Origin of the sequence: Streptomyces platensis (assembly GCF_008704855.1) — a bacterium.
GTDB classification, from domain to species: Bacteria; Actinomycetota; Actinomycetes; order Streptomycetales; family Streptomycetaceae; genus Streptomyces; species Streptomyces platensis.
The window spans coordinates 1,159,981-1,176,322 of record NZ_CP023691.1 but is presented as its reverse complement, the minus strand read 5'-3'; the positions used below and the strand labels follow the sequence as shown (position 1 = coordinate 1,176,322).

Genomic DNA, 16,342 nt, shown 5'->3' with positions numbered 1-16,342 from the left:
TTCCGGGTGTGCGTGAGGCGCTGACGAGATGCGGGAAGGGCCTTGCTTCGACGAACAGTCCCGATATATCGTTGAGGCATCGCGACCGATCAACGATAGAGAAATGGAGGACGTCATCATGCGTTCCCAAGGACAAGAACACGGACATGAGCATCGGCATGAGCACTGCGGACCCGGGCGCCACGGCGGCCACGGCGACTTCGCGGGTGGCTGGGAGAGGCGGCGCTCGGCCTTCGGCCCGTTCGGCCCACCGTTCGGTGGCCCGCCCTTCGGCGGCGGCCGGGGGCGCGGCGGACCGCGCGGCCGGGCGCGCCGAGGCGATGTGCGCGCCTCGATCCTGGCGCTGCTCAAGGACCGTCCGATGCACGGCTACGAAATGATCCAGGAGATCGCCGAGCGCAGTAGTGGGGCGTGGAAGCCCAGCCCCGGCTCGGTCTATCCGACGCTTCAGCTCCTGGAGGACGAGGGGCTGATCGCCAGCGCCAGTGAGGGCGGCAAGAAGCTGTTCTCGCTGACCGACGCCGGGCGCACCGAGGCCGACAGCGGTTCGGACGCTCCCTGGGAGGATGCCGGCCGCGGCGTCGACTGGGAGGCGATGAACGAGATCCGCAAGGCGGGCGGCGGTCTGGTCGAGGCGTTCCGGCAGGTGTGGGCCACCGGCAGTCCCGAGCAGCGGGAAAAGGCCATGGCGGTGGTCAACAAGGCGCGCAAGGAGCTGTATCTGATCCTTGCCGAGGAAGACTGAGCGCGAAGTGCGCAGAGGCGCGGGCTTCGGGGGCCGGGGTGAGGGGCGGTCCCCGAAGCGTCAGGTGACCAGGCCGGCGAGCCTGCGCAGCGACTCGTTCAGCGCGGCGCTCGCCGAGTCCTTGAGCTTGCCGGCCATCAGGGAGACCGCGGCGCCGGTGAACGTGCCGTCGATCCGGACGGCCGTCGCCCCGCCGTCCGGGGTGAGTGCGTAGCGCATCCCCAGGGTGACGCCCATCGGGCCCTTGCCCTCGATGTCGAGCAGCCGGCCGGGCTCCAGTTCCCGTACGGTCCAGGCGACCTCCGCCGGGAAGCCCATCAGCTTCATGTTCTCCTCGTAGCCGGCGCCTACTTCGAGCGATTCCGGGCCGCCCTTGGGGAACGCGGTGTGGGTGGCGTTCCACTCGCCGTAGGAGTCGAAGTTGGTGAGCTGCTCCCAGACCTTCGCGGCCGATGCCTCGATGCGGGCCTGCGCGGTGACTTCGGCCATGCGATCACCCCTTCAGTGACGATCCCTGGCTGGTGCCGCGGAACGTAGCCCTGCCGGGGTGAAGGTTCAATAGCGCGGACCGCACTGTCCTGATGGGTCGTCAGTTATGGGGTAGGTGGTCCGGCGGCGGCGGTGGCGGGCGGTCGCCCCCCGCCCGTATGTCTGACCTCCACGATTTCCGCACATCTCCTCCGTGAGGATGAGATCGCGCGGGGACATGCGCAACCAGCGTGGGAGACGCAAATGCTTCCCGCCGGTGATGTTCCGGTCCTCAGGGGCTGGTGGGGTGGGTGCTGTGCAAAACCGTACTGCGTACAGGGGTGGCGACAGCCCCGCCCCGGAGGACCTTGAGACCCGGCTCACCGTAGAGCTCGCGTCGGTCATATCCGCGGCCCGCAGGCGAGCCACCCGTGATGGCGACCGGCAGGTCGACACCGCCCATCTGCTGCACGGCCTCCTGGAATCGGACCCCGCCGTACGCGCCGCTTTCGACGGCGGACCGCAGGTCGCGCGGCTGCTCGGCTACCTCGTCCAGCGCAGCATCGGCTACGGACTCCAATGGCACGGCACCGTCGAGGACTCCGGCGCGGTCCCCGTGGTCGCCGAGGGGGCCGTCCCCGGATGGTCACCGGCCGCGGCCGCCGCCTTGGACGGCGCGCTGGACCGCGCCCATGCCCGCTACGCCACCCGCGCGGGCTGCCTCGACCTGCTTGCCGCTCTGGTGGACGACCCGGAATCGCGGGCCGTCGAGGTGCTGTGCCGGGCCTCCGTCGACACCGCCCGGCTCGCCCACCGTCTCGACGGGGAGCGCCCCGGCCAGGACTGACAGGGGTCTGGGGGGTGTCACTGCTGACGACGGCTGCCATGATGGCCGGATGCACGCGTCTTCGGGGAGCTCGGCTGGAGCACTGTCCGGCTCGGGCCAGGGAGCTTCCGGGGCCATGGAGGCCCAGCAGTCATCGCCCGCCCTCGGGGTGCGCCGTCGTCGGGCGCCCGGCGGACGCGGCGCCGGCCTCGGTATCGCCCTGGTGTCCGCGCTCGCTTTCGGCGGTTCGGGCGTCGCCGCCAAGCCTCTGATATCCGCCGGTCTCGAACCGCTCCAGGTCACCTGGCTGCGGGTGGCCGGGGCGGCGCTGGTCATGCTGCCGCTCGCCTGGCGCCACCGGAATCTGCCGCTCCGTCGGCCCGCGCTGCTCGCGGGCTACGGGCTGCTCGCCGTCGCCGGTGTCCAGGCGTGCTACTTCGCCGCGCTCTCCCGTATCCCCGTCGGGGTCGCGCTCCTCATCGAATATCTGGCGCCCGCACTGGTACTGGGCTGGGTGCGTTTCGTTCAGAAGCGGCCGGTCACCCGGGCCGCGGCGGTCGGCGTGGTGCTGGCCGTCGGCGGACTGGCCTGTGTCGTCGAGGTCTGGTCCGGGCTGAGCTTCGATGTCGTCGGCCTCGCGCTCGCGCTCGGTGCGGCCTGCTGCCAGGTCGGCTACTTCGTGCTCTCGGATCACGGCTCCGACGGCGACGATGCGGTGGACCCGCTCGGTGTGATCGCCTACGGCCTGCTGATCGGCGCCGTCCTCCTCACCGCGATCGCCCGCCCCTGGGGCATGGACTGGGCCGTGCTCGGCGGCGGCGCGGACCTGAACGGAATCCAGATGCCCGCCGTTCTGCTGCTCGCCTGGATCGTGCTGATCGCGACGGTGGCGGCCTACCTCACCGGTGTGGTGTCGATCCGCCGGCTCTCGCCCCAGGTGGCCGGGGTGGTCGCCTGTCTGGAGGCCGTCATCGCGACGGTGCTGGCCTGGGTCCTGCTCGGTGAGCATCTTTCCGCACCGCAGATCGTGGGCGGGGTGGTGGTGCTGACCGGCGCCTTCATCGCGCAGTCGGCCAAGCCGAAGACGACGGAGACCGTACGGGTCGCCGGTGCGGGCACGGGCGGCGGCGCGAGCGTCCCTGGGGACAGCGGTTCCCCGGAGTCCCCAGGAGGCGGCGGCTCCCCGGAGTCCCGGGCCACCCCGGCGTCCTCGGCCCGGACCGGGGACGACTTGTCGGCCGGCTTCCCGGCGACATAGGGTGTCGATCATGCATTCGACTGTGTTGCCCCCTCCCGCCGCGTAACGCGGGCGGCGGCCTCCGAGGAAACCTCGGCTCGGGCTGATCCCGAGCCGCCAGGGCCTGTCCGAGCCTGATGCGCCGGACGGACCCTTGTCGCTGCCTGCACACGGGACCACGCGACCATTCCACGGCGCATGACGCCGTCCTGGATTTCCCGGAGCACCTCTCCCATGCATGCCACTGATTCCTCCGCCCTTCCCGTGGGCCGGGGGCTGCTGTATGTCACCTTCGCCGCGACCGCCTGGGGCACCGCGGGCGCGGCCGCCGCTCTCCTCTACCGCGGCAGCGGACTGGGCCCGCTCGCCCTCACGTTCTGGCGCACCTTCGGCGGGCTGGTTCTGCTGCTCGCCGTACGGGCGCTGCTGCGCCGCCGGTCGCGTACCGCCGCCGCGGCTGCCCCGTACGAGCCGCTCGGCCGGCGCCTGGCCCGGATCGTGCTGACCGGCGTCGCCCTCGCCGTCTTCCAGGCCGCCTACTTCGCCGCCGTCGAGACCACCGGGCTGGCCGTGGGCACCGTCGTCACCATGGGGGCGGGGCCCGTCCTCATCGCCATCGGGGCACGGGTCACGATGGGCGAACGGCTCGGCGCGGGCGGAGTCCTGGCGGTCGCCGGGGCGCTGGCCGGGCTGGCGATCCTGGTCCTCGGTGGCGACGGCGGTGCCAATGTCCGTCCGGCCGGGGTGGGCTATGCCCTGCTGTCGGCGGCCGGCTGTGCCGCGATGACGCTGATCACCCGGCGGCTGGGCAAGGGCGGCGGCACTGATCCGTACGCCTCGACGGTCAGCGCCTTCGCGGTCGGTGCGCTGTGTCTGCTGCCGCTCGCGGCGGTGGAGGGGCTGTGGCCCCAGGCGCACGATCTGGGGCGCAGCCTGTGCCTGCTGGCCTATATCGCGGCGGTGCCGACCGCGCTGGCCTACGGGCTGTACTTCGCCGGACTGGCCGCCGTGCGCGCCGCGACCGCGTCCGTGATCTCGCTGATCGAGCCGGTGTCGGCCGCGGCCATCGCGGTGCTGTTCCTCGGGGAGCGGCTCACCATGGCGACGGCGATCGGAACGGGTGTGCTGCTGACGGCCGTTGCCGCGCTGGCGGTGACCGAGGCGCGCGGAGCGGTGTCGGCCGCGCGGTCGGTGGCTCCGGTGGCGGGCTGAGGGTGCGGGTGCCCGGCCGGCGGTGGTCGGCCGGGCACCCGTATGTCGGGGGCCGTGCGTCCGGGCCCCGTGCGTCCGGGGCCCCGTGCGTCCGGGCCCCTCGGAACGGCGGGGCAGGGGGAGCAGGTCAGGAAGCGGGCTTCCCCGTGGCCAGTCTGCGCTGCTGGTGGATGCGCGCCGCCGCGTCCCCGGGGCCGTCGCGCTCGGCGAGGCGCTCCGAGATGCCGTGCTGGACGGCCTCGCTCCGCTTGCCCCCGTACTTGAACTTGGCGCGGACCTCTCGCACTTCGAGGCGCAGACCACGGATGCCGGACAGCAGCCGCCCGTATGGAGCGGCCTCCGCCGCGACCGGCGCCGAGCCGCCGTCCGGCTGGAAGTGCCCCATCTGGCGTCGCAGCAGCGCCGCCTTCTCCTCCGGGTCGTCCACCACATGGGCGGTGCAGGTCAGCTGGACCGCGGCGTAGAAACTGGTGGGAACGCCGTGCTCGGGCGGCTGGTCCTCGGCCGCCTGCCAGGGGCCGGGGATGAAGGTGTAGTCGTCCACCACGCTCAGCAGCACCTTCGGCCGGTCCTCCAGCGCGCTCCAGAGGGGATTGGGCCGGGCCAGATGTGTGACGGCCTCGTGGCGGGCCGGGTCGTAGGCGAAGTGCAGCGGCTGGAGCATCGGTGGTTCGCCGGGCCGTCCATTGGCGGCCAGCTGGCCGAAGTCGTGTGCCGCGAGCCACTGTTGCCACTCGGCGTCTTCGGTGGGGGCGTCCCAGGGGTGGATCAGCACGGTGGCTCCTCAGCGGGCGGAGAGATATGCCGGCTCGGGCGTGCCGGGCGCGAGGTCGTCGGAGGGTATGGGGGCGCCGTACGCGGGTGCCACGGGCAGGATGCCGCTCCAATACGGCAGCGCGAGATCCTCCGGCTCGTCGTTGGGCCCGCCGGTGCGGATCTTGGCGGAGGCCTCGCGCAGGTCGAGACGGATCACGGAGGTGGCGGCCAGCTCCTTGGCGTTGCCCGGCCGGGAGTCCGCGGCGCGCCCGGGCAGCACATGATCGACGAGTGCGTCGAGTGCGGTGGTCTTCTCCTCTTCGTCGGTGACCTGGTGTGCGGTGCCGTGCACCACGACGCAGCGGTAGTTGATGGAGTGGTGGAACGCCGACCTGGCCAGTACCAGACCGTCGACATGGGTGACCGTCACACACACTTCGAGGCCGGGGTCCGGTGCCGCGCCGGCCATCCGCAGCGGGCGGGATCCCGTGGAGCCGTGGAGATAGAGGCGGTCGCCGACCCGGCCGTAGAGGGTCGGCAGGACGACCGGGGAACCGTCGCGGACGAAGCCCAGATGGCAGACATAGCCCGCGTCGAGGATGGCGTGCACCGTGTCGTGGTCGTAGGCGGCGCGGTCGCGGGCACGGGTGGGGGTCGTGCGCTCGGTCGGTTCGTACGCCTTGGCTCGGGCCATTGCGATCTCCATTGCACTAGTGCATAATAAAGTTTGTGCTAGGAGAGTATCTGATCGAAGGGCGGCGCGCATCGGAGATTGCCGCCAGCGTCGAGCGGGCCGTCGGTGCGGGCCGGCTCCAACCGGGCGAAGTGCTGCCTCCGCTGCGGGAGTTGGCCGTCTATCTCGAGGTCAATCCGAATACGGTCGCGGCGGCATACCGCTCCCTCCGCGACCGAGGGGTGATCGAGACCGCGGGCCGGCGCGGCAGCCGGGTGCGCCCGCGCCCGGCGAGCACCTCACGTGAGGCGCTGCGGGTGGAGGTGCCGCCGGGCGTCCGGGACGCCTCCGACGGAAACCCCGATCCGTCCCTGCTGCCCCCGCTCGAACGGGCACTGGCCGAGGCCGCCGCACGCAGCGCGCGGCGCCCCGTGCTCTACGGCACACCGGCTGTGGACGATGACCTGGCCGTTCTCGCCCGCGCGGCCTTCGCCGCCGACGGGGTGCCGGAGGCGCCCGTCGCCGTCACCAGCGGCTCGCTCGACGCCATAGAGCGGGTGCTGGCCGCCCATCTGCGGCCCGGCGACGCCGTGGCGGTGGAAGACCCGGGGTGGGGCAGCCTCCTGGACCTCATCCCGGCACTCGGGCTGCGCCCCGTCCCGGTCGGAGTGGACGACGAGGGCCCGCTGCCCGAGCAGTTGGCGCGCGCGATCCAGGAGGGCGCCCGTGCCGTCGTCGTCACCGACCGGGCGCAGAACCCCACCGGCGCCGCCATCGACCGCGCCCGCGCCACCGAACTCCGCACCCTCCTGGCCGAGTACCCCCACCTCCTCCTCATCGAGGACGACCACGGGCACGGCATCGTCGACCTCCCGCTCCATCCGCTCTCCGGGGTCACTGACCACTGGGTGCTGGTCCGTTCGACGGCCAAGGCGTATGGCCCGGATCTGCGGCTCGCCGTGCTCACCGGCGATGCGCTGACCATCGACCGGGTGTGCGGCCGCCAGCGCCTCGGGCCGGGCTGGATCAGCCATCTGCTCCAGGACGCGGTCGTCCACCTGTGGCGGACCTCCGCGATCGACCCGAAGGCGGTGGCCGGAGCGTACGGCCGGCGACGGGACGCGCTGATACGCGCGCTGGCGGAGCGCGGAGTCCCGGCCCGCGGCCGCAGCGGTATGAACGTCTGGGTGCCCGTCCGCGACGAGACCGGCGCGGTGGCCCGTCTCCTGCACGCCGGCTGGGCGGTGGCCCCTGGCGCACGCTTCCGCCTGCACTCGCCACCCGGCATCCGCATCACCGTCTCCGGCCTCTCCGACGACGACATCCTCCCGGTGGCAGACGCCATTGCCTCGGCGACGGGGGTGGGGGAGGCGCGGCGGTATGAGTGAGGGGTGAGGAGGCAGTCCGGGCCGTGCGGCGCACAGCTGACCCCGGGCCGGGTCTTGAGCTCGCTCGGGGGGGGCGGTGAGGGGTGGGTGAGGCTCTGCGCCTCGTCCGCCTCGGCCGCGACGCCCTTCGTGCTCCTCGCCCAGGATCGCAGCAGGGCACCGGGAGGGGGCGAACTGCCGGAGCAGGCTGGGTCGTTGGCGCCGGGGCGCGGGGGAGAACGGGCGGGAGCCCCCGAGACGGGGCTCGGGGGCTCGGCGGGGTTCGGGCCGGGTACGGACGGGTGTCGTCAGGCAGAGGTGGTGTCGGTCCGCGGGGGTGCCGGGCGCCTCCGGCGGGGCCTGCTCTGGGTGAGGGCGGCGCCGGCCAGGATGATGAGGGCGCCGACCGGGGTGTTCCAGCTGAGCTGTTCGTGCAGGAGTGCCACGCCCGCCGCGGTGGCGATCACGGGGACGAAATAGGTGACCATCTGCGCGGTGGTGGGGCCGACCTCGGCGACCAGGCCGTACTGGATGAGGAAGGCGAGGCCGGTCCCCAGGGCGCCCAGGGCGAAGACGGCGAGCAGCGGGATGAGCGGGTAGCCGGCCGGTGCGGAGGTGAACAGGGGTGTCACCACGGCCAGTTGGGCGGTGGCCAGCAGGAGCTGGGCGCTGGACATGGACAGGTGGGAGTGCTGGGTGCCCGCCAGGGTGCGGCGGACGTAGATCCAGCCGACGGGGTAGCTGAGCGAGGCGCCGAGCGCCATCAAGGTGCCGGTCAGATCCGTGCCGGCGAAGCCCTGCCAGGCGCCGAGCACGGTGAGCACGCCCAGAAATCCGAGGCCGAGGCCCGCCACCCGGCGCCGGGTGGGGCGGTCTTCGGAGAGCGCGACGACCGACAGCACCATGCCCCACAGTGGTGAGGTGGCGTTGCAGATGCCGGCCAGTGTGGAGGGGACGGTCAGCTCGGCGTACGCGAAGAGGGAGAACGGCAGTGCGTTGAGGAAGAACGCGGCCACGGTCAGGTGGGCCCAGGTGCGGGCGGACCGGGGGAGCCGCTCGCGCTTGACGGCGAGGACGGCCAGCAGCACCAGAGCACCGAACCCGACCCGGCCCAGGGTCACCTGGAGCGGGGCGAAGCCCTGGGTGCCCACCTTGATGAAGAAGAAGCTGAAGCCCCAGATGAGGGAGAGGACGGCGAACCGGAGCTGCCAGCCGCGGGCACGGCCGCCGGCCTTCGGGGCCGCGGTCGCGGTGGTGTCGCGGAGCGAGGCGACTGCGGGGGCCGCGGTGGTGGCGGCGTCGCTGTCGGCCGCGGCGCACGCAGTCGTGGCCGAAGGGTTGGTGGTGGTGTCGGCGGAGGCGGTGGGTGCGCCGGTGGCGGTGCTCATGAGGTCCACGATGCGGGGTACAACTTCGTAGCACAAGCGAGAATTCGTGGGGGGTATCGCTTAGCATTGCTTATATGTTGAACCTTGATCGCCTACGGACGCTGAGCGCGGTCGCCCGCCATGGCTCGGTGAGCGCGGCCGCCGACGGGCTGCATGTGACGACCTCGGCCGTCTCGCAGCAGATCGCCAAGCTGGAGCGGGAGACCGGGCAGCAACTACTGGCGAAGAACGGGCGCGGGGTGCGGCTGACCGACGCCGGAAGGCTGCTCGCCGATCATGCGACACGCATCCTTTCGCAGGTCGAGCTGGCCCAGGCCGAGCTGGAAGCGCACCGCGGCCAGGCGGTGGGCGAGCTGCGGCTGGGCGCCTTTCCCACCGCCGCCCGCGGGCTCTTCCCGGCCGCGCTCGTCACCCTCCGCGCCGAGCACCCCCAGCTGCGGGCGCGGCTGACGGAGATGGAGCCGGACGAGTCGGTCCGTGGAGTGGTGCGCGGCGACATCGATCTGGCGGTGGTCCTGGACTGGTACAACCGTCCGCTGTCCCTGCCCGACGGGCTGGCGAAGGCCCCGCTGCTGGATGATCCGGCCGATGTGGCGATGCCGTCCGCCCATCCGCTGGCCCGGCGGCGGTCCGTGGAGCTGGAGGAGTTCGCCGACGACGAGTGGATCTCCTGGCCACAGGGGGAGTTCTGCAATGAATGGCTGATGTTCACGCTGCGCAGCAAGGGCATTGAGCCGCGGGTCGCGCACATGGCGGAGGAGCACGGCACCCAGCTCGCCCTGATCGCGGCGGGGCTGGGTGTCGCGGTGGCTCCGCGTCTCGGCCGTGGGCCGGTGCCGGAGGGCGTGAGCGTGGTGCCCGTACGTCATACGATGCGCCGCCATGTCTATGCCATCTGGCGCGCGGATGCCGACCGCAGGCCCTCGATCCGGGCCGCCGTGGGGGCGCTCCGCACGGCCGGGAAGAACCTGGAGGACTCCTGAGGCGGCCACCGCCGGTGGCCCCCGGCTCCTTCAGGCAGGCGGCACGATGCCGCGGATGATGCCCAGGTCCAGCAAGTCCTGTGGGCGGATGCGGAGTTGGTCCGCCGTCTCGTGGACCTGGGTCTCGTCGCGTTTGAGGATGGCCGCGGCCAGTTCCGGGGCGATCACGGAGAAGTAGCTGTCCGGTGTGGCCCAGAGCCGGTCCGGTGCGGCCAGGGCCAGCGCGCCGCCCGAACCGCCTTCGCCGATGAGCAGGGAGGTGACGGGCACCCGGGCGGTGGCGAGCGCCGCGAAGGTGTCGGCGATGGCGGCCCCGGCGCCGGCACGCTCGGCCGCCGCATCGTTGGCGGCTCCCGGTGTGTCCACGAGGGTGAGGACCGGGATGCCGAGCCGGTCGGCGAGCCGGACGAGCCGCGCCGCGGTACGGAACCCGGCCGGGCGGGTGGCCGTACCGCACTGGGCGGCGAAGGCGATGGTGCGGCCCTGACGACGGCCGAATCCGCACCGTATCCCGGGGTCGACGCCGCCGCAGCGGTCGCCGCTGATCTCCTCCCGGTCGTCGAAATAGGCACGCAGATACGCTTCGGCGCGCGGCCGCCCGGAGGCACGGGCACGGACCACCGCACCCCAGCCGGTCTCCGGCAGCCCGGGCGGGCCGAGCGCCGCCGGCGGGGGTGCCGGCTCCATCGCTCCTGTACCCAACACCCTTGGCGTGCCCAGTAGTTGCAGCCATCGTTGAAGCGTGGCCCGCAGCCGGTCGGGCGGGACGACGGCGTCGATGTGGCCGGAGGCAAGCTGCCCCTCGGCGCTGTAGGCAGCGGGGTCGGCATCCGGGGGACGCACCCGCGAGCCCGCGAAGCCGACCTGGGCTCCGGGGAGCGCGAGGATCACATCGGCGGCCGCTCCGAGGGTGGCCCAGCCGCCGCCGGTCGTCGGGTCGCGCAGCACCGCGAGCTGTGGGAGCCCGGCGGCACGGTTCAGCGCCGACTGCCGTGCCACCCGCTGGAGTTGGGTCAGCGCGCGCATCCCCTCCTGCATCCGGCTGCCGCCCGTGGCGATCAGTGAGACGACCGGCAGGCCGTTCTCGCGCGCATGGGTGTAGGCGGCCTCCAGCCGGTCGCCGGTGCGCTCGCCGAGGGAGCCGCCCAGATAGCGGAACTCGAAGGAGAGCACGACCGTTTCCCGGCCGCCTATCGTGGCCAGGGCGGTGACCACCGACTCGTGCTCGCCGGTACGCTCCCGGGCGCGGGCCCGCGCGTCGTCGTAACCGCGCCAGCCGAGGGGCCCGTCCGGCGTGGACGACGCCCCGGGCGCGGCGCCACGACCGTCCGGCACGGCCGCCTCGTTGGAGGTGTCCGCCACCGCCGCGATGGCTTGACGGGCGGTCAGCCGGGCGCACGGCAGCGTCGCGGCGCCGACACCGGCACTGCCGCCCGGAGCGCCTTCGAGGGCCGCAGCCCCCTCGCCGTCACGGCGGTCGTCGGCCTCTCCGGAGCCCGCCTCCCTGTCCCCGGCTCCGCTGCTTCCACCGCTACGCATGGAGCTCACGCTTGAGGATCTTGCCCATGTCGTTGCGCGGCAGGGCGTCCAGGAAGTGCACGGTGCGGGGCCGTTTGTGCGGCGCGAGCTGGCGGGCGACATGGTCGGCGAGTTCCTCTGCGGAGGGTGCCGGGCCGGCGTCCGGACCGGTCTCCGCCACGATCCAGGCGACGATCCGCTCGCCGAGGTCCTCGTCCGGCGCGCCGGTGACGGCGGCCTCGGCGACACCCGGGTGGGCCAGCAGCGCGTTCTCGATCTCGCCCGCGCCGATCTTGTAGCCGCCGCTCTTGATCAGATCGGTGGCCTTACGGCCCACGATGCGGTAATTGCCGGCGGCGTCGCGGACCGCCATGTCGCCGGTGCGGAACCACCCGCCGTCGAAGGCCGCGGCAGTGGCATCGGGGCGGTTGAGGTACTCGACGAAGAGGTTCGGGCCGCGCACCTGGATCTCGCCGACCGTCTCGGAGTCGTTCGCCTCGAGGGCCTGGCCCGCCTCGTCGACGAGCCGGACATACACCCCTGGGAGCGGTACGCCGACCGTGCCCGCCGCTTCGGGTCCGTCCGCCCGGACGCTGGTGTTCATGAGCGTTTCCGTCATGCCGTAGCGCTCGATCACCCGTCGGCCGGTGGCCGCCGTGATCCGCTCATGATCGGTCAGCGGCAGCGCGGCCGAGCCGGAGACCAGCAGCCGGGCCCGGGAGAGCGCCTTGGCGAGCGCGGGATTCTGCCCTGCCTCGGCAGCCAGACGGTGGTACATCGTCGGCACGCCGAACAGCATCGTGCCCTCGGCGGCGAGCTCCCGGGCCACCGCCTCGGTGCTGAAGCGCCCCAGGTGGTGAACGCTGCCGCCGCGGCGCAGCGGCCCGAGGATGCCGAGGATCAGCCCATGGACATGAAAGAGCGGGAGGGCGTGCACCAGCACGTCGTCGGCGGTCCACTGCCAGGCGTCCGCCAGCGCGTCGAGGGTGTGTGTCAGGGCGCGCCGGGGGAGGACCACGCCCTTGGGCGGACCGGTCGTGCCGGAGGTGTAGACGATCAGGGCCGGTGCCTCATCGCCCGGTTCGTTCGGCAGCGGGGCCGGCCCGGCCTCCTCGGACGGCGCCGCGGCCTCGATGCCGATACGGGACAGCGCGGCGAGCGGGCCAGGCAGCTCGGCGTCCGGCTCGGCCAGGACGAGCGAGGGCACGCTGTCCGCCACGATGTGCGCCAGTTCGCTCTCACCGATCTTCGGATTGACGGGCACCACGGCCACCCCGGCGAGCAGCGCCGCCACCGCACCGACCGCGGTCTCCAGCGTCGGCGTCGCCCACAGGGCGATACGGGTCTCACCGGCGATCCGTTCGGCGAGCACACCCGCCGCCGAAGCCAACTCACGATGGCTGAGGCTGCGATCGCCGAAGCGCAGCGCGGGTGCGGGCGAAGCGTCGCGCAGCGCGGGGAAGAGCACGTTCACCGGATCTCCTTCGTCCTCGTCGGCACCCGGCCACCTCGCGGCCGGGCCGCCCCGCTCGCGCACCTGCCGGTACCGAACGGGCTGACCCAGACCACTCTCGCAGAGACCACTGACATGACGGCTTCGGTGTGGGCGTTGGCGTGGGATTCGGCGCTGCGACTTTTCGATACGGCGGCATCTGATCTTGGTGGTGGACACCAACCGCCGGCGGCACTCCGGTCGCGGCCGGCGCCCGCGCCCTCACCCCTCACCCCGGGATCTTGCGGAAGTCCCACGACGCGACGGACTCGGGCGTCAGCCGCAGCCACGCATGCCGGCCGTCGTGCGGCATCGCGGACATCCCGAAGTACTTCTCCGCGAAGAGCCGCTCCGGGGCGTCCAGTTCGGGGCACGGCTCGCCGGTGCGCGGCGCCTCGGCGACGAACTCCGCACGGCCCGCCAACTCGGCCCCGCGCAGCTCGCCGTACCCGTGCCCGTCATCGACGACCACCGCGATCCGCGGGTCCTTGCGCAGCTGGGCCCACCGCTTGCTGCGGGTGATGGAATAAAGCCACAGCGCCGTACCGTCCCAGACGAACCACAGCGCCCCGACGTGCGGCGCGCCGTCGCCACCGACCGTGGCGACCCGGCAGGTGCGCTGCGCCGCCAGGAAGGCGTCGAGCTCGCCCTGCGTCATCATGATCCGGCGCCCACGCCGCTGTGTGTCGGCCATCCGTCATCACCTTCCGCCGTGCGCCGCTCATGCGGCACGGTCCCGGTCACCCGGCGCCATCTCTGAGTTATCTGACTGTGTGTCAGAAAGCATGCGGGCTCTTCCTGATGTACGCAATGGCCGCTAGCCTCGGGCGGCCTTTAAGGGGCTCGCCCGACCCACGGGGACCAGGCCCGCCAGAGAGGGATGCGATGCCTTCGGACACTGCACGGCTCATGGGTCAACTGGACCCGGCCGCGACGGTACTGCTCACCGTCGAATGCCAGCGCGGGGTGGTCGGCCCTGACAGCGCTCTGCCCGAACTCGCCGACGCGGCCCGCGAGTCGGGGGCGCTGGCGAACGTCGCCCGCCTGGTGGCGGCCGCCCACGAGGCCGGCGTCCAGGTGCTGCACGCAGTCGCCGAACGCCGCCCCGACGGCCGCGGCAGCAGCCACAACGCCCGCCTGTTCAAGGCGGCCGAACGACTGCCCGTCCAACAGCTCACCGGATCCGCCGCGGTCTGTATCGCCGACCCGATACCTGTCTCCGGCGACGACTTGGTGGTGCGCAGGCTGCACGGCCTCTCGCCGATCGCCGGCACCGACGTGGACGCACTGCTGCGCAACTTCGGGTGCCGGACCCTGATCATCGCCGGAGTGTCGGCGAATGTGGCCATTCCCAACGCCGTCTTCGATGCCGTGAACCTCGGCTACACGGCCGTCGTACCCGCAGACGCCATCGCGGGCGTACCTGCCGACTACACCCCTGCGGTGATCCGCCACACGCTCGCCCTGGTCGCCACCGTCACGACCACCGATGAGGTCCTGACCGCCTGGAGCCGACCGCACCAGGACGACTGATCGAGATCGAGCTACGGAATTCGTTGCCAAGGGAGCCTAGGTCAACGGAATTAGAAAGGTACCTAGCCGCATGCGGATGTAATCAGTAGGCTCCGGGGAAGCTTCCGGGCTCACCCCTCAACTACGCCCGTTCCACTACCAGCTACGGCTCAGCCCCCGGCACCGGCACGCAGTCGCCACACCCAAGGACAGCCATGCCGCCACCCCCGCACGACCGGCCGCTGCCGGAGACCGAGCGCACACGCCACCGCCGTCTTCGCGAACAGGGCAGCCTCGACCGTGCCGACCTGGACGCGATCCTGGCAGCAGGCTTCGTCTGCCACCTCGGGGTGAGCGTGGACGGCACTCTGATGGTCGTGCCCACGGTCTACGGCTCGGACGGCAGCACGCTCTACTTCCACGGCTCCGTCGCCAGCCGCAGCCTGGTCGCGTCCCCGGGGGCCGCCGTGTGCGTCACCGTCACCCACGTCGACGGACTGGTACTGGCCCGCTCGGTCTTCGAGCACGGCGTCAATTACCGCAGCGCCATGGTCTTCGGCGTCCCCCGCCCGGTCACCGACCCGGACGAGAAACTCGAAGGGCTGCGCTGCCTCACCGAGCAGGCCACACCCGGCCAGTGGGACTACGCCCGTCGCCCCAGCCGCAAGGAACTGGCCGCCACCGCCCTGCTCGCACTCTCCCTGGATGAGGCATCGGTAAAGGTACGCACCGGTCCCCCCGACGATGGCGACAGCCCTGACGCGGAGCTGCCGGTGTGGGCCGGCGTCCTCCCCCTGCACCCTTCCTGGGGCGCCCCCGAACCGGACCCCCTGCTCACCCCGGGAATCGTCGCACCACCCCACATCGCCCCACGCTCGGCGGCCCAGTAGCGGCCGGCCGCTCCTCGCTATCCGAACTGGCCCACCTGGTAGTCCCCGGCGGGCTGCTGGGTGATGACGTTCCCCCGGTTGAAGGCGTTGATGAGGGCGATGGCGCACACCAGGGCGGCGAGCTGTTCCTCGTCGTAGTACTTGGCGGCGTTCGCCCACGCCTCGTCCGTGACGCCACCGGCCGCGTCGGCGATACGGGTGCCCTGCTCGGTCAGCTCCAGGGCGGCGCGCTCGGCTTCGCTGAACACCGTGGCCTCCCGCCAGGCCGCGACCAGGTTGAGGCGCACCGAGGTCTCGCCTCCGGCGGCGGCTTCCTTGGTGTGCATGTCGATGCAGCCGGCGCAGCCATTGATCTGACTGGCGCGGAGCTTCACCAGTTCCTGTGTCGCGAACGGCAGCGTGGAGTCCGCGAGCGCCTTGCCCGCGGCGATCATGTGCTTCATGGTCTTGGCGGCGACCGGGCTGGCCATGAGGTTCAACCGAGCAGTCATGCTGCACTCCTATGGGCTCGTGGTTGCTGTTGCCCCCTTGGACGGGACAGCTTGACGAGATGTGACACGGGCGGAAGAGGAAGCGGGGCGTCGTCGCCCATGCCCAGGGTGCTGTGGTCTGCTTTGCGGGAGCCGCCCGTAACGGAAAATCGCCACGGCCAAGACCGCAAACCACGCTCCGACGGAGGTCAGATGGATGCGCTGGGCCAGGCCATGGCCGCCCGGGTGTCCGAAGAAGGGGCCGACCGTAAGGATTGCGGCCGTCATGGAGACCGCCAGGAGCCACGGTCCCCAGCGGCGCACGAGTTCCAAGGGCGGGTGGCCGTGTCGGGAGGCGATGATGAAGAGCGCCATAGAGGCGAACAGGGCGAAGTGAACCATGCCGCTGGTTGTGGTGTGCCAGGGGCTGCCTTCCGGGCAGCCGCGTTCCACCGAGGGTGCGCAGTGCAGTGGCAGCAGCACGTCGGCGATGGAGAACATCCCGAAGGCTACGGTGGCCGCGCCCCCGGCCGAGGATCGGCCCCCGGGCAGAATGCTCCAGGCGAGGGCTCCGCCTGTCGCCACCAGCACCGCGCAGGAGATCTCCACCAGGCTGAACAGGAGCCGGTAGGGCTGGTCGGCAGCGAAGAGCTCGCTGACGTAGGAGTCGCGCTGGTGCAGCCCCGTGGGCAGGAAGAACTGGAGCACCCAGTCGTTGTAAACCAGCGACGCCGTCAGCAGCAGCCCTGCCGAAGCCGTCCCCCGCGCCGGCCGCAGCCTCACCGGTACCGAACGGAAGTGGAAG

The 16,342-nt window shown here is 72.2% G+C and carries 17 protein-coding genes; 8 read left to right on the top strand and 9 right to left on the bottom strand.

Going from position 1 to position 16,342, the window contains the following annotated elements; all coding sequences use genetic code 11:
* Positions 1–103: 103 nt before the first annotated feature.
* Complete coding sequence (locus CP981_RS04845; RefSeq protein ID WP_190146370.1) at positions 104–745, top strand: PadR family transcriptional regulator; 642 nt, start codon at positions 104–106, stop codon at positions 743–745.
* Between the two features lie 60 nt (positions 746–805).
* On the opposite strand, the gene CP981_RS04840 is transcribed toward CP981_RS04845, so the two are convergent.
* Complete coding sequence (locus CP981_RS04840; protein WP_085927414.1) at positions 806–1,234, bottom strand: type II toxin-antitoxin system Rv0910 family toxin; 429 nt, start codon at positions 1,232–1,234, stop codon at positions 806–808.
* Between the two features lie 295 nt (positions 1,235–1,529).
* On the opposite strand from CP981_RS04840, the gene CP981_RS04835 reads away from it, so the two are divergent.
* The 3 genes from CP981_RS04835 (at position 1,530) to CP981_RS04825 (ending at position 4,488) form a co-directional block, all read left to right on the top strand.
* The gene (locus tag CP981_RS04835) at positions 1,530–2,060 is read left to right on the top strand and encodes a Clp protease N-terminal domain-containing protein (RefSeq protein WP_085927415.1); all 531 of its coding nucleotides are present in this window, start codon (positions 1,530–1,532) and stop codon (positions 2,058–2,060) included.
* Positions 2,061–2,175: 115 nt separating this feature from the next.
* Positions 2,176–3,297 carry an EamA family transporter gene (locus CP981_RS04830; RefSeq protein ID WP_085927416.1) on the top strand — a complete coding sequence of 374 codons (1,122 nt, stop codon included), beginning with the start codon at positions 2,176–2,178 and terminating at the stop codon, positions 3,295–3,297.
* A 213-nt stretch (positions 3,298–3,510) separates the two neighbouring features.
* On the top strand, positions 3,511–4,488 hold the full coding sequence (locus CP981_RS04825) for a DMT family transporter (RefSeq protein WP_085927417.1): 978 nt from the start codon (positions 3,511–3,513) through the stop codon (positions 4,486–4,488).
* 127 nt (positions 4,489–4,615) lie between these two features.
* Here the strand turns inward: CP981_RS04825 and CP981_RS04820 are convergent, their stop codons facing one another.
* A complete protein-coding gene (locus tag CP981_RS04820; protein WP_085927418.1) occupies positions 4,616–5,263 on the bottom strand; it encodes an FMN-binding negative transcriptional regulator in 648 nt (215 codons plus the stop codon).
* Positions 5,264–5,272: 9 nt separating this feature from the next.
* Positions 5,273–5,950 carry a pyridoxamine 5'-phosphate oxidase family protein gene (locus tag CP981_RS04815; protein ID WP_425282110.1) on the bottom strand — a complete coding sequence of 226 codons (678 nt, stop codon included), beginning with the start codon at positions 5,948–5,950 and terminating at the stop codon, positions 5,273–5,275.
* A gap of 23 nt (positions 5,951–5,973) precedes the next feature.
* On the opposite strand from CP981_RS04815, the gene CP981_RS04810 reads away from it, so the two are divergent.
* Positions 5,974–7,305 (top strand): aminotransferase class I/II-fold pyridoxal phosphate-dependent enzyme, encoded by a 1,332-nt coding sequence (locus CP981_RS04810; protein WP_085927420.1) that lies wholly within the window; start codon positions 5,974–5,976, stop codon positions 7,303–7,305.
* Positions 7,306–7,592: 287 nt separating this feature from the next.
* Here CP981_RS04810 and CP981_RS04805 read toward each other — a convergent pair whose 3' ends face one another.
* Positions 7,593–8,672, bottom strand: a complete 1,080-nt coding sequence (locus CP981_RS04805; protein WP_085927443.1) for a DMT family transporter — start codon at positions 8,670–8,672, stop codon at positions 7,593–7,595.
* Between the two features lie 74 nt (positions 8,673–8,746).
* Between CP981_RS04805 and CP981_RS04800 the strand changes: the two genes are divergently transcribed.
* Positions 8,747–9,655: a LysR family transcriptional regulator gene (locus tag CP981_RS04800; RefSeq protein ID WP_085927421.1), complete on the top strand. Its 909-nt coding sequence runs from the start codon at positions 8,747–8,749 to the stop codon at positions 9,653–9,655.
* Positions 9,656–9,685: 30 nt separating this feature from the next.
* On the opposite strand, the gene CP981_RS04795 is transcribed toward CP981_RS04800, so the two are convergent.
* The 3 genes from CP981_RS04795 to CP981_RS04785 form a co-directional block, all read right to left on the bottom strand.
* Positions 9,686–11,194: a carboxyl transferase domain-containing protein gene (locus tag CP981_RS04795; RefSeq protein WP_244329559.1), complete on the bottom strand. Its 1,509-nt coding sequence runs from the start codon at positions 11,192–11,194 to the stop codon at positions 9,686–9,688.
* The gene (locus tag CP981_RS04790) at positions 11,187–12,647 is read right to left on the bottom strand and encodes an acyl-CoA synthetase (protein ID WP_085927422.1); all 1,461 of its coding nucleotides are present in this window, start codon (positions 12,645–12,647) and stop codon (positions 11,187–11,189) included. The genes CP981_RS04795 and CP981_RS04790 overlap by 8 nt, the downstream gene beginning before the upstream one ends.
* A gap of 247 nt (positions 12,648–12,894) precedes the next feature.
* On the bottom strand, positions 12,895–13,359 hold the full coding sequence (locus tag CP981_RS04785) for a pyridoxamine 5'-phosphate oxidase family protein (protein ID WP_085927423.1): 465 nt from the start codon (positions 13,357–13,359) through the stop codon (positions 12,895–12,897).
* A gap of 191 nt (positions 13,360–13,550) precedes the next feature.
* On the opposite strand from CP981_RS04785, the gene CP981_RS04780 reads away from it, so the two are divergent.
* Positions 13,551–14,198, top strand: coding sequence for a cysteine hydrolase family protein (locus CP981_RS04780; RefSeq protein ID WP_085927424.1), 648 nt, complete (start codon positions 13,551–13,553; stop codon positions 14,196–14,198).
* A gap of 194 nt (positions 14,199–14,392) precedes the next feature.
* A complete protein-coding gene (locus tag CP981_RS04775) occupies positions 14,393–15,067 on the top strand; it encodes a pyridoxamine 5'-phosphate oxidase family protein (RefSeq protein ID WP_085927425.1) in 675 nt (224 codons plus the stop codon).
* A gap of 17 nt (positions 15,068–15,084) precedes the next feature.
* Here the strand turns inward: CP981_RS04775 and CP981_RS04770 are convergent, their stop codons facing one another.
* Positions 15,085–15,558, bottom strand: a complete 474-nt coding sequence (locus CP981_RS04770) for a carboxymuconolactone decarboxylase family protein (protein WP_085927426.1) — start codon at positions 15,556–15,558, stop codon at positions 15,085–15,087.
* 9 nt (positions 15,559–15,567) lie between these two features.
* Positions 15,568–16,320 (bottom strand): DUF998 domain-containing protein, encoded by a 753-nt coding sequence (locus tag CP981_RS04765; RefSeq protein ID WP_280116692.1) that lies wholly within the window; start codon positions 16,318–16,320, stop codon positions 15,568–15,570.
* Positions 16,321–16,342 lie beyond the last annotated feature (22 nt).